Origin of the sequence: Actinobacillus ureae ATCC 25976, assembly GCF_000188255.1 — a bacterium.
GTDB classification, from domain to species: Bacteria; Pseudomonadota; Gammaproteobacteria; order Enterobacterales; family Pasteurellaceae; genus Actinobacillus; species Actinobacillus ureae.
Map to the genome: position 1 here is coordinate 1,087,602 of NZ_GL831080.1, position 12,430 is coordinate 1,100,031.

The window sequence follows — 12,430 nt, forward strand, 5'->3', positions numbered from 1 at the left end:
TATAAATTATTATAAGCTTTCGAAATATATTTCAAAACGAAACTTTTTGAGCAAAAATACTTATTTTGAGGTAAAAAATAGGGGGCTAAATAGCCCCTAATAACGAGATAGTGATTAGATTGCAAAATCTTCTAACGATTTACCCGCATCTAATGCTTTTTGTATTGGGCTAGGTGTACGACCTTGACCTGTCCAAGTTTTTTCATTACCGTTTTCATCAACGAATTTATATTTTGCAGGACGAGGTGGACGTGGTTCGCGTTTTTTACGCTCAGGCACGCTACCAAGTAAAACTGCAAGCTCTTCAGCAGAAATACCGTCTTTTTCAAGTAATTCTTTATACTTGTTCAGACCTTCCATAAATTTAGCTTGTTCAAGTTCTTGCGCTTGTACTGCTTGACGTTTTTCTTCAACAACAATAGTAACTTTTTCAAGTAAAGCTTCTAATTGTTCTAATGAAGTTTCACGTGCGATTACACGCAAGCTGCGAATATTTGATAACGTTTTTAAGATATCAGACATTTTCATCTCCAAATAAAGACCATATTTAAAATATAATAATTTAGTTATTGTGTGAATTCTGGAAAGAAGAAATACTCCAGAATTTAATATATATTAGCGGAATATATTTTTAAGGTAAACAAATAATTGATTAAATATAATCTAATTGCTTGAGATAAGACCTCTATTTGAATGATTCGACTATTAATCTTGCTTAAATAGTTGAATTTAGCTATTGGCAAGCATTCGATATTAAGGTAATCTTACGGAGTCCTACAAATTGTAGAGGTGCAAATCCGATAAGTATTTTTTCTGAGTGGAAAACGATGAGGAAGAAGGAAAGGCGTATTTGCCGAAATCAATTAAGCGTCATCTTAATTGGTTGGGGTCGTTGCCGAAAGGGACGACACTGTCGTAACATCAATTGTTACGGAGTGCTACTGTTAGGGTTGGTTCATATTTTTCTTATTCATATTGCCCACCTTTATATTATTATGCAGTTCGCATAAATCATTTCAGTAGATCCTCTTCTTTGTTTGACTTGCAATTTCATTACAAAGTTATATTTTTAGAGGTTTTATGAATTTAGTTGATTATTCAAGTTCTATATGGTCAATTGCACCTGCAGCACTTGCGCTAATTTTAGCTATCGCTACTCGTAAAGTTTTATTTTCTTTAGGAGTCGGAATTTTAGTCGGCGCATTTATGCTCGCACCGGAATTTATGGGCGGCTTCGCTTATTTAAAGAATATAACAGTCGGTTTAGTTTATTCAGAGGGTAAATGGTCATTAGGTAAATTACAAATTATTATTTTCTTACTATTATTAGGTATATTTACTTCATTATTAACTTATTCGGGAAGCAACCAAGCTTTTGCTAATTGGGCGAGAAAGCATATTAAGAATAGACGTGGGGCAAAATTACTGACGGCTTGTTTAGTGTTCGTTACGTTTATTGATGATTATTTCCATAGTTTAGCGGTTGGTGCAATTGCTCGTCCTGTTACTGATAAATTTAAAGTATCACGAGCTAAACTTGCTTATATTTTAGATTCTACCGCAGCACCGATGTGTGTATTAATGCCGGTATCAAGTTGGGGGGCATCTATTATTGCAACCATTGGCGGTTTATTAGTTACTTATAATATTACTGAATATACGGCAATGAGTGCATTTATCTCAATGAGTGCGATGAACCTTTATGCGATTTTTGCATTACTGCTAGTATTTTTCGTTTCTTATAGTTCATTTGATATTGGCTCAATGGCTCGTTTTGAGCGTTCAGCTCAAACTTCGGAACATCATACGCAAGATGAAGTTGTTGAAAGTAAAGGTCGAGTTTATGCATTAATTGTCCCTATTTTAGTATTGATGGTAACGACCGTTTCATCAATGATTTATACTGGTGCGCAAGCATTAGACACATTTAGTTTACTGGGGGCATTTGAAAACACTAATGTTAATCTTTCATTAGTGATCGGTGGTTCAGCAGGTGTAGTAGCAGTAATACTATGTACATTGGGTTTAATTGATTTGGCGAATTATCCAAAAGCTATTTGGAGCGGTTGTAAATCTATGTTCGGTGCAATCGCAATTTTAGCACTTGCATGGTTGATTAGTAGCGTTGTAAAAGATATGCACACCGGTGATTACCTTTCTACATTAGTAGCAGGCAATATTGATCCGGCATTTTTACCAGCGATTTTATTTGTATTAGCCACAGTAATGGCATTCGCAACAGGAACCAGTTGGGGAACATTCGGTATTATGCTACCGATTGCGGCAGGTATGGCAATCAATGTGGATACCGGTTTACTAATTCCATGTATGTCAGCGGTGATGGCTGGTGCGGTTTGTGGTGATCACTGCTCGCCAATTTCAGATACGACAATCTTATCTTCAACCGGTGCGCAGTGTAATCATATTGACCATGTAACTTCACAGTTACCTTACGCATTATTAGTTGCGACGGCGGCAATTGTCGGTTATTTAGTGGTTGGTTTTACTGAATCAGCATTATTCGGGTTTATAGCAACTGGTATGATGATGTTAGTTCTGATTTTATTATCAAGAAAGTCAGTAAAATAGTTTAAACAATCAGAATTAAGCGGTGTAATTTACAAAATTTTTTGTAAATTACACCGCTTTTTTTATTGTTATTTTCTTGAAATTTTGTACAGCGCAAACGATTAAATTCTACATTTTGTGAACTAGCTCACATTATTTCTAGGATAATCGGTGTAGTATCAAATTACGTTTTAAACGGCATAAAAAGTCGTAGTTGTAAAATACGGGGAGCATATTATGAAAAATGTAATGGTTTATCAGCCCTGTGCCGTAAAACTCCGTTCTTCAGGGCGGAGATATAAGGCACAAACGGCGTAGCCGTTTCAAAGCTAACTAATCGGGTGTTTGTTGTCGCTCGATGTATTGGCGAATAATTGAAATGGGTGCACCACCGCAACTACCGGCAAAATAAGAGGGCGACCAAAGCTGATTGCCCCAAAGTTTTTTTCGGATACTTGGGTAATTTTTCTTTCTAATCATTCGACTTGATACACCTTTTAGGCTGTTTACTAGCGTAGAAACTGCCACTTTCGGCGGATATTCAATGAGTAAATGAACGTGATCGTCTTCGCCGTCAAACTCGACTAATTTTGCTTCAAAATCATTGCAGACGCTTTCGAAAATCAAATTGAGATCATCTAAAATCGCTTTCGTAAAAACATCACGGCGGTATTTTGTAACAAAGACTAAGTGAACGTGCATATTAAAAACACAATGCCTGCCGTGTCTGATTTCAGTTTCTTTTTTCATAGACCAAGTGTAGAATGTGGGAAAATCATATTCTAAACCTTGCCAATGCAACTACGCAAAGCCTTTAAGTTCGAAATAATGCCAAACGGTGAACAAATCCGCAGAATTAAGCAGTTCTGTGGTTGCTCTCGTTTTGTCTTCAATCGGGCGTTGGCTTGGCAGAATGAGCAATATGAGCAAGATCGCAGCGTCAAATTCAGTTATACGAAAATAGCCAATCTGCTTCCGCAATGGAAAAAAGAACTGATTTGGCTCAAAGACTGCCACAGTCAAGTTTTACAGCAAAGTCTGAAAGATCTTGAAAGTGCGTTCAAAAACTTCTTTCAAAAGCGTGCTGACTTCCCGAAGTTCAAGAAAAAAGGCTTGAAAGAGAGCTTTCGTTTTCCGCAAGGTTGCAAACTGGAACAACAAAACAACCGTTTGTATCTGCCTAAAATCGGTTGGGTTCGTTATCGCAACAGCCGTGCTGTCGTCGGCGAAATTAAAAACGTCACGGTTAGCCAAAAGTGCGGTCGTTTTTTTGTCAGTATTCAAACGGAATTTGAATATGAAATCCCAACACATCAAGGTGGAGAAATTGGGATAGATATGGGCGTTGCACGGTTTGCAACGCTTTCAAGCGGCGAATATTTTGAGCCGTTGAATGCCTTTAAAACCCATAAAGGAAAATTGGCAAAACTGCAAAAACAGCTAAAAAATAAAGTGAAGTTCAGTAAAAACTGGCAAAAACTGAAAGATAAAATCGGCAAGTTACATCACAAAATCGCCAACTGCCGAAAAGATTTCCTGCATAAAATCTCAACGCAAATCAGCAAAAACCACGCGGTTGTGTACGTTGAAGATTTACAGGTGTTGAATATGTCCAAATCAGCCAAAGGCACAGCGGAAGAACACGGCAAAAATGTGAAACAGAAATCAGGTTTGAACCGGGCGATACTAGACCAATCTTGGTTCGAGTTCCGCCGTCAATTGGACTATAAAACGCAATGGCTAGGCGGTTTTTTAGTGGCTGTTCCGCCGCAGAACACCAGTCGAACTTGCCCTTGTTGCGGTTATACCGCAAAGGAAAATCGCCAAACGCAGGCTGATTTTGAATGCGTAGAATGTGGCTATACAGAAAATGCGGATGTGATTGGAGCGTTAAACGTTTTGGAGCGTGGGCGAGCTATCGTCCAAGCATAAACATATCAGGCTGGGACACAGCCGTCGAGCTTGTGAAGTGAATCTCAATAGAGGTCAGCAGCAAGAACCCACCAAGAGTAGCCCACGCAAAGCGAGGGAGCTAGTAGGAATCCTCGTCCTTTAGGGTGGGGAGGATGTCAAGAATAATTGTATTGCTAGTATTTCAATCTTTAATTGCAAGTTTAGGTATCGGTTTAATAAATACCGGTATGGCGCAAGATAAAATTGGGGTAACACTTTATCGCTATGACTATAATTTTATCCAGCTAATGTGTAGTGAATTAGAAAGAAATGCTGCTAAACACCAACTTTCCGTATTAATGAACAATGCACAAAATTCACAGCTTGTACAAAATAATCAGGTTGAAACTTTACTCGAGCAGAAAGTGAAAGTTTTAGCGGTAAATTTAGTGGATCAAAATGCTTGGCGAACTGTTATCGGTAAGGCGATAGATCGTAATGTACCGATTATTTTATTCAATAAAGCTCCGGGACGTCAGGCATTGGAGAGCTATGACCATGCCTACTATATTGGTTCAGATCCGAGTGAAATTGCAAAATTACAAGCGGAAATGGTTGCTAAACAGTGGAAAGTCAACCCTCAATTTGATTTGAATAAAGACGGAAAAATTCAATATGCATTACTAAAAGGGGAAAATGGGCATCCCGATGCAGAATTACGAACCAGAGTGGTATCGCAACAATTAGAGCAACTCATTCCCGGTTCGCAAATGCTAGCGTTAGAGTCGGCACAATGGCAAACCGGTATAGCAAAAGAAAAAGTGAGTGCATGGTTTGCGACACCGCATAAAGAAAAAATTGAGGTAATTATTGCGAATAATGATGCAATGGCTATCGGTGCATTGGAAGCTGCCGCAACACAGGGAAAACTTGGACCTATCTATGGTGTTGACGGAATCCCTGCCGCATTAAATTTAATTAAAATGGGAGCGTTAGCCGGTACAATTCAAAATGACTGGGTGAGTCAGAGCAAGGCGATCCTTACTTTTAGTGAGAATTTAGCGAAAGGGAAAAAAGTAGATGAAGGAACGGCATGGCAGCTAAAAGATCGGGTGTTAAGAGTACCTTATAAAATGATTGAGAAAAATGATCTTAAGTAACATAATGATATTCAACTCAAGCGGTTTGTAAAAAAATAGTGAAATTTGACCGCTTTTAGTAAGAGAAAAGGCGTTCATTTGAACGCCTTTTTAAGTATGGAAATTAAGCTGCTTTTACCATCTCGAATTCAATTAACATCATTAAAATATGAATAACTTTAATATGGATTTCTTGAGTACGGTCAGCATAACGGAAGTGCGGCACACGAATTTCTACATCCGCTAAACCCGCCATTTGACCACCGTCTTTACCGGTCATCGCAATTACTTTCATACCTTTTTCTTTTGCAACTTTGATCGCATTAAGTACGTTTTTAGAATTGCCTGAAGTTGATAAGCCAAATAATACATCGCCTTTTTGACCTACCGCTTCTAAATAACGAGAAAATACATATTCATAACCAAAATCGTTACTTACACAGCTTAAGTGGCTTACGTCCGAAATCGCAATAGCCGGATAACCCGGACGGTTTTCACGGTAGCGACCGGTTAGCTCTTCTGCAAAATGCATTGCATCACAGTGTGAACCGCCATTACCGCAAGACAACACTTTACCACCTTGCTTAAAGCTATTTGAGATTAAAAGTGCTGCTTCTTGAATGAGCTTAATATTATTTTCATCATTCATAAATTTATCGAGTACGTCAGCCGCTTCTTGTAGCTCTGCTTTAATTTGTTCTAAGTACATAAAAGGTTCCTTATTAAAAATTTGTAAACTAAATCACTCATTTTTGGTGTTTACCATGGAGTGAAGTTCATAAAAGTGTAGGGGATGGTTGATATAAAGTAAATAAAAATGCACTGAATTTTTCCGAAACGATTTGTAAACAAAAGTTTCCAAAAAAGCTTTTTCAGAGTATGATTACGCACAATTATTTGTTAACCCTAGTGGATACAAGGCGAGTTTCTTATGCAATTATTGATTGAATGTACAGAAAAACTAACGGTTGCCGAATCTTTGATGCATTTATCGGCTAAACAGAATCAATCGATTCAAAATATCACATTCACTGAACCAGGAATGCAAGCCAAGTTTGATTTGTTATCAGATCAGCAACAGGCGCAAATTTTAGCTGAAATTAGACCGCTTGCAGGGGTGACTAAGGCTGAATTTAACGAAAATACGGCAGGTTTTTCTCATTTGATTGCGGAAAGTGAAAATATAAAAGCCGTGATTGCTCAGGCAAAGAAATTTGCATTGTTAGATGCGCCTTTATTGATTCAAGGTGAAACCGGTACCGGCAAAGATGTGTTTGCCAAAGCTTGTCATGAGCTTAGTGCTCGCAGAGCGCATAAGTTTATTGCGGTCAACTGTGCAGGGCTGCCGGCAGATGAAGCGGAAACTGAAATGTTCGGTCATCGTGGCAACGGCAAAGAAAACATAGGCTTTTTTGAGTATGCTAATGGTGGAACGGTTTTGCTTGATTCAATAGCAGAACTTTCACTTGAAATGCAGGCAAAATTGTTGCGTTTTTTAAATGACGGCTCGTTTCGCCGTGTAGGTGAAGATAAAGAGGTTCATGTTGATATTCGTGTGATTTGTACTTCGCAAAAAGCACTTTCGTTGTTAGTGGCGGAAGGCAAAGTGCGAGAAGACCTATATCATCGTTTAAATGTACTGACATTAGATTTACCGCCGTTACGTGAGCGTCATGCGGATATCTCGCTTTTAGTGGATCGTTTTATTACCCAAGTCAGTGAGCAACTAGGCATTAGCAAATTAGAATATGATAATGATTTTTTACAAGCGCTCAAAGACTACCATTGGCCGGGCAATTTACGTGAGTTATACAACGCCATTTATCGAGCTTGTACCCTTGCGCATAGCTATCGTTTAGTGGTGAAGGATCTCAATTTACCGCATCATCAACCGAAATCAGACGATATTCAAATTGCGGATAATGGTGAGACATTAGAAGAATTGGTTAACCGCTTTGAAACAACATTATTACGCAAGTTTTATGCGCAATATCCAAGTACGCGAAAGCTTGCACAACGTTTGGGAATTTCGCATACGGCGGTAGCGAATAAATTGCGAGCCTACGGTATCAGTAAGTAACAAGGTGTAAATATTATGAAAGCTTTTATCGGTAAAGCGGTAAAATTAGGGATGATTTTTGCAATTTTCGGATTAAATTCGGCCGCTTCTGCAGCCCCGAGAGTGCCTAAAGAATTGCGTAATGAAAGCCTTGTTTATTGTACTGGTGTGTTGGGATTTTCATTTAATCCGCAAAAAGCGGATGTCGGTACCAATATGAATGTCGTTACCGAACAAATTTACGACAAGTTATTTGAATTTGATGCGAAATCGAATTCCCTCAAACCGGCATTGGCAGAGCGTTTTAGTATTAGCGATGATGGGAAGGTGATTACATTACATTTACGCCGTAAAGTTGCGTTTCATACCACATCATGGTTTACGCCGACACGTAATTTTAATGCGGAAGATGTGGTTTTCTCTCTTAACCGTATTATTGGCTATGTTGAAGAGTTACCGGCGTTGGATTTTACTGAAGGGGGAAGAGCAGAGTTTCAGCAAAATCAACACTATGCCTATCAATTTAAAGCGAACTTAGCGCATTATCCTTATTTTGAAAGCGTAGCATTAAGAAATAAGATTAAAAAAATTACTGCACCTAATGATTACACGGTTAAGATCCATTTAGTGGAAGCGGACAATTCGGTTTTGGCCCATTTAGCTAGTCAATATGCGGTGATTTTGTCTAAAGAATATGCCTTGCAATTAAATGCCGACGAGAATTTAGCGCAACTTGATTTATTGCCGGTTGGGACAGGGGTATATCAACTGAATGATTACGTTGCAAATGAATATGTTCGCCTAAAACCGCATAATAAATATTGGGGTAAAAAAGCGCATATACCGAATATGGTGGTCGATGTTTCGACCAATAGTGCGGGGCGAATTGCTAAATACCTTAATCGTGAATGTGATGTGGTGGCATTGCCTGAACCTAGTCAACTTTCTGTTGTAGCTAAAGAGGAAATTGTTGAAACTTCAGGGGCTAATTTAGCGTTTTTAGCGTTCAATACGCAGAAACCTCGTATGCAAGATATTCAATTTCGCCGTAAGATCGCACAAGCGATTAATCGAGAGCGGATTGCCGATGTTCTTTTTTATGGCTCAGCTCAAGTTGCACAAAATACTTTACCGCCGCTTTTGTACCCAGCGAAAAATCATGACGGTTACCCTTATCAACAGCCTGAAATAACGGGTGAAAATAGCGAGAAATTTGACCGCTTGCAGCTTTGGGTGCTGGATGAAAGCCGAGTTTATAATTTACACCCGCAAAAAATGGCGGAATTGATCAGTGCGGATTTAGCCAAGATTGGCATTGAGGTGGAGATAAAACCGGTTAGTCGAGCGTATGTTGCACAATTTGCTGAAGTAGGAAAGGCAGACTACGATATGATTTTAACCGGTTGGTTAGCGAATAATCTTGACCCGAATGCTTTTCTTACGCCAATCTTGGCGTGTCGTTCACAAAATGAACTGACAAACTTAGCCAACTGGTGTAATCCGGAATTTGACCGTTGGCTAGAAATGGCAAAAGGAAACGAGCTGCCTTATGTACGTCATTTATTGTATCGCTTAGCACAAAATATTCTAGAACAGCAATTACCTGTCTTACCGCTAGTAAACGGTAACCGTGTTTTACTGGTGAATTCTCGTGTTGAGAATGCACAAATTACACCGTTTGGTCAGGTTCGTTTGGCAGATTTAAAATTAAAACATGAAGAGAAATAGCCGTGTTATTAGCGTTAATTCGTCGTTTATTTTTAACCTTGATTACCTTGTTTATCTTAACACTAATCAGTTATAACATTTTGTTAAGAGATCCGCTTAATCACTTTATGGATTTACAAGGCATTAATGCTTATATGAGCTATGTGGAAGGGCTTGCGCAAGGTGATCTCGGTATCAGTTATAGTAATGGTGAAGCAATTGCCAACCAAATTTTGAACGTATTTCCTGCAACAATATCTTTATGTATCACAGCACTATTGGTTTCGCTAATTATTGGCTTGCCACTGGGTTTATTTTCTGCGGCTTTTCGTAATCATTTATCCGGAAAAGTACTTGCAACACTCGGTTCGCTCAGTTTGGCGTTACCAATGTATTGGTTGGCGATAGTGGTTCTTTATTATGCCTCAAGCAACCAGTGGGCAATTTCGGCAGTGGGAGAATTGCATCCTATTTATGAAATTTCACCGGTTACCGGCTTCCGGTTATTGGATATTTTTCTTGCTGATTCGCCGTATAAATTAAAAATGATGCAAAGTGTATTACATCATTTGGCATTACCGGCTTTAATTTTATCCGTGCCTGCGACGTTGGAGGTAATTCGTTTTACCCGTCAACGTGCTGAATATGTGATGAAGCAAAACTATATTAAAGTGGCTCAAACTCGGGGATGGTCGCCTTTCAAAATTTGGCGTGCACATATTCTGCATAATACGTTGCCAGCGCTTATTCCGATGAGTGCGAGAAATTTCACCTTAATTTTTGCGTTTTCTATGTTAATTGAAAATATTTTCAGCTGGGGTGGCATTGGGTTATGGCTGATTAATGCGCTTTCGGCACAAGATTATAATGCAATTTCAGCAGGTGTAATGGCAATCGGATTGTTTGTGCTTGTTATGGATCTATTGGTTGGCGTGATTACAACCGTGTTAGACCCTTCACAGAAAAAGGATTGGTATGTTAAATAGAGAAGAGCCGGAACAATTCAGAGAATCGGATTACTTTAGACAGTTTCTATTTCAGCTACGCAAAGATAAATTAGCTTTAACCAGTGTATATCTTTTTATAGCACTATTGTTGTTAGTTTTTTTTGGTCATGCAGTATCACCTTATCAGGCTGACACGCAATTTGTTGGTTTTGAATTAATGCCGCCATCTTGGGATGATAGAGGACAAATTAGCCATTTTTTCGGCACAGACGATTTGGGGCGTGATATTTTTAGCCGTATGTTATATGGCTTTTATTATACGGTTGGTTCCGCATTGGTTATTAGTATCGTAATCGGTGTTATTGGTGGGATTATCGGTGTTGTTGCCGGTACAAGTCGCAAGTCATTTTCCTTTATTGGACACTTATTTGATACTTTCTTATTTATCCCGATTTTGATCATTGCGATTATTATCGCCACCTTAATGGAAGCGAGTTTAATCAATGCGATGTTGGCGATTTCATTAGCTATGCTTCCGCACTTTATCCATAAAATTTATCAAGCGACGGAACAAGAACTGAAACGAGAGTATGTCACCACATTACGTTTAGATGGTGCAACACGTTGGGATTTAATTAAACAAGTGGTGTTGCCGAATTTAACTTCTGTTGCAGTAAAAGAGTCGGCACATATTTTTATGATTGCAGTATTAGATATCAGTTCGCTGAGTTTTATTGGGTTGGGGGCGCAAAGCCCGACTCCAGAATGGGGTGCAATGATCAGAGATTCTTTGGAATTAATTTATTTAGCGCCTTGGACGGTGATTCTACCGGGGATGGCAACGATATTGGTGATTTTAATTATTAGCATGTTGGGTAACGGTATCAGCCGCGTGTTAGAGAAATATCGTTATTAGTGAATTGGAATAAATTATGGCTTTATTAGATATTCGTCATTTAAGTATTGAGATTGATACGCCGAATGGACGAGTAAAAATGGTAGATAATGTAAATCTTACTCTGGATGAAGGCGAAATATGCGGCTTAGTAGGGGAATCCGGCTCAGGTAAAAGCTTGATTGCTAAAGTCATTTGCGGAGTAATGAAGGACGAATGGATTGTCACTGCAGATCGTTTTCGTTTTAATGATGTTGAATTATTGAAGCTTTCATCAACTCAACGTAGAAAGGTTGTAGGTGAACAAATTTCTATGATCTTCCAAGACCCGTTTTCTAGTCTGGATCCAAGCCGAAGAGTAGGGGAGCAATTAATTCAAACGATTAACTTTAAAGGCAAATGGTGGCAATGGTTTGGCTGGAAAAAGAAAAAGGCGATTGAATTGCTGCATCGAGTAGGGATTCGAGATCATAAAACCATTATGCGAAGTTATCCGTTTGATATTACGGAAGGGGAAGCGCAGAAAGTTATTATTGCTATGGCGGTTGCTAATCGGCCTCGTTTATTGGTAGCGGATGAGCCGACTCATATGCTAGAACCGACTACACAATTGCAAATTTATCGTTTACTCTCTAGTATGAATAAAAACCTCGGTACCTCAATTTTGTTGGTAGCAAACGATATTGGTAGTATTGAGAAATGGGTGGATTCGTTTAATGTACTGTACTGTGGGCAAACGGTTGAAATCGGTAGCAAAGAAACAATTATGGAATCACCTTATCACCCTTATACTTCCGTTTTATTAAATGGTATTCCGGATTTTTCTCAGCCTCTCTCCTTTAAAAGCCACTTAAATACTTTAAAAGGCACAGTACCGATGTTGCAAAATATGCCAATAGGCTGTCGATTAGGACCTCGTTGTCCGTTTGCACAGAAGAAATGTATTCAAAAACCGCCATTGCGTAAATTTAAACAACATGAATTCGCTTGTCATTTCCCGATTAACTTTAGAGAACAAAACTTTCTTAAAAAAGCGGAATTTGAGCCGGTGATTGTGTCTGAAAAGAATGAATAACTAAACAAGCGGTAAGATTTTGAGATTTTTTTGCAAATGCAAAAAGTTGATAAAATCTTACCGCTTGTCTTTTTTGAATAAGAAGGGATACGTATGCAAAATAAAAAACTAAATTTTCGGGACGAGGTACTATTATATGTTTTACGG

The 12,430-nt window shown here is 38.7% G+C and carries 11 protein-coding genes and 1 riboswitch; of the genes, 8 read left to right on the top strand and 3 right to left on the bottom strand.

Going from position 1 to position 12,430, the window contains the following annotated elements; translation table 11 throughout:
* Nucleotides 1-114: 114 nt before the first annotated feature.
* The gene (locus HMPREF0027_RS05145) at nucleotides 115-522 is read right to left on the bottom strand and encodes an H-NS family histone-like protein (RefSeq protein ID WP_044024294.1); all 408 of its coding nucleotides are present in this window, start codon (nucleotides 520-522) and stop codon (nucleotides 115-117) included.
* Nucleotides 523-776: 254 nt separating this feature from the next.
* Nucleotides 777-949: riboswitch (Lysine riboswitch) on the top strand.
* Between the two features lie 131 nt (nucleotides 950-1,080).
* On the opposite strand from HMPREF0027_RS05145, the gene HMPREF0027_RS05150 reads away from it, so the two are divergent.
* The gene (locus HMPREF0027_RS05150; RefSeq protein WP_005622766.1) at nucleotides 1,081-2,589 is read left to right on the top strand and encodes a Na+/H+ antiporter NhaC family protein; all 1,509 of its coding nucleotides are present in this window, start codon (nucleotides 1,081-1,083) and stop codon (nucleotides 2,587-2,589) included.
* A gap of 312 nt (nucleotides 2,590-2,901) precedes the next feature.
* On the opposite strand, the gene tnpA is transcribed toward HMPREF0027_RS05150, so the two are convergent.
* Nucleotides 2,902-3,318: an IS200/IS605 family transposase gene (tnpA, locus tag HMPREF0027_RS05155; protein WP_044024443.1), complete on the bottom strand. Its 417-nt coding sequence runs from the start codon at nucleotides 3,316-3,318 to the stop codon at nucleotides 2,902-2,904.
* A gap of 45 nt (nucleotides 3,319-3,363) precedes the next feature.
* Here tnpA and HMPREF0027_RS05160 point away from each other — a divergent pair, with 45 nt between their 5' ends.
* Nucleotides 3,364-4,500, top strand: a complete 1,137-nt coding sequence (locus tag HMPREF0027_RS05160) for an RNA-guided endonuclease InsQ/TnpB family protein (protein ID WP_005622768.1) — start codon at nucleotides 3,364-3,366, stop codon at nucleotides 4,498-4,500.
* Nucleotides 4,501-4,634: 134 nt separating this feature from the next.
* Complete coding sequence (locus HMPREF0027_RS05165) at nucleotides 4,635-5,621, top strand: substrate-binding domain-containing protein (protein ID WP_005622769.1); 987 nt, start codon at nucleotides 4,635-4,637, stop codon at nucleotides 5,619-5,621.
* Between the two features lie 103 nt (nucleotides 5,622-5,724).
* On the opposite strand, the gene lpcA is transcribed toward HMPREF0027_RS05165, so the two are convergent.
* Nucleotides 5,725-6,309, bottom strand: coding sequence for a D-sedoheptulose 7-phosphate isomerase (lpcA, locus tag HMPREF0027_RS05170; protein WP_005622770.1), 585 nt, complete (start codon nucleotides 6,307-6,309; stop codon nucleotides 5,725-5,727).
* A gap of 222 nt (nucleotides 6,310-6,531) precedes the next feature.
* Here lpcA and HMPREF0027_RS05175 point away from each other — a divergent pair, with 222 nt between their 5' ends.
* The 5 genes from HMPREF0027_RS05175 to HMPREF0027_RS05195 are packed head-to-tail and all read left to right on the top strand — an operon-like array spanning nucleotide 6,532 to nucleotide 12,283.
* Nucleotides 6,532-7,680, top strand: coding sequence for a sigma 54-interacting transcriptional regulator (locus HMPREF0027_RS05175; RefSeq protein WP_005622772.1), 1,149 nt, complete (start codon nucleotides 6,532-6,534; stop codon nucleotides 7,678-7,680).
* A 15-nt stretch (nucleotides 7,681-7,695) separates the two neighbouring features.
* A complete protein-coding gene (locus HMPREF0027_RS05180; RefSeq protein WP_005622774.1) occupies nucleotides 7,696-9,387 on the top strand; it encodes an ABC transporter substrate-binding protein in 1,692 nt (563 codons plus the stop codon).
* A gap of 2 nt (nucleotides 9,388-9,389) precedes the next feature.
* Nucleotides 9,390-10,352, top strand: a complete 963-nt coding sequence (locus HMPREF0027_RS05185; RefSeq protein WP_005622776.1) for an ABC transporter permease — start codon at nucleotides 9,390-9,392, stop codon at nucleotides 10,350-10,352.
* Nucleotides 10,342-11,229 (top strand): ABC transporter permease subunit, encoded by an 888-nt coding sequence (locus HMPREF0027_RS05190; protein WP_005622778.1) that lies wholly within the window; start codon nucleotides 10,342-10,344, stop codon nucleotides 11,227-11,229. The genes HMPREF0027_RS05185 and HMPREF0027_RS05190 overlap by 11 nt, the downstream gene beginning before the upstream one ends.
* Nucleotides 11,230-11,245: 16 nt before the next feature.
* Complete coding sequence (locus HMPREF0027_RS05195; RefSeq protein WP_005622781.1) at nucleotides 11,246-12,283, top strand: peptide ABC transporter ATP-binding protein; 1,038 nt, start codon at nucleotides 11,246-11,248, stop codon at nucleotides 12,281-12,283.
* Nucleotides 12,284-12,430: the final 147 nt, after the last annotated feature.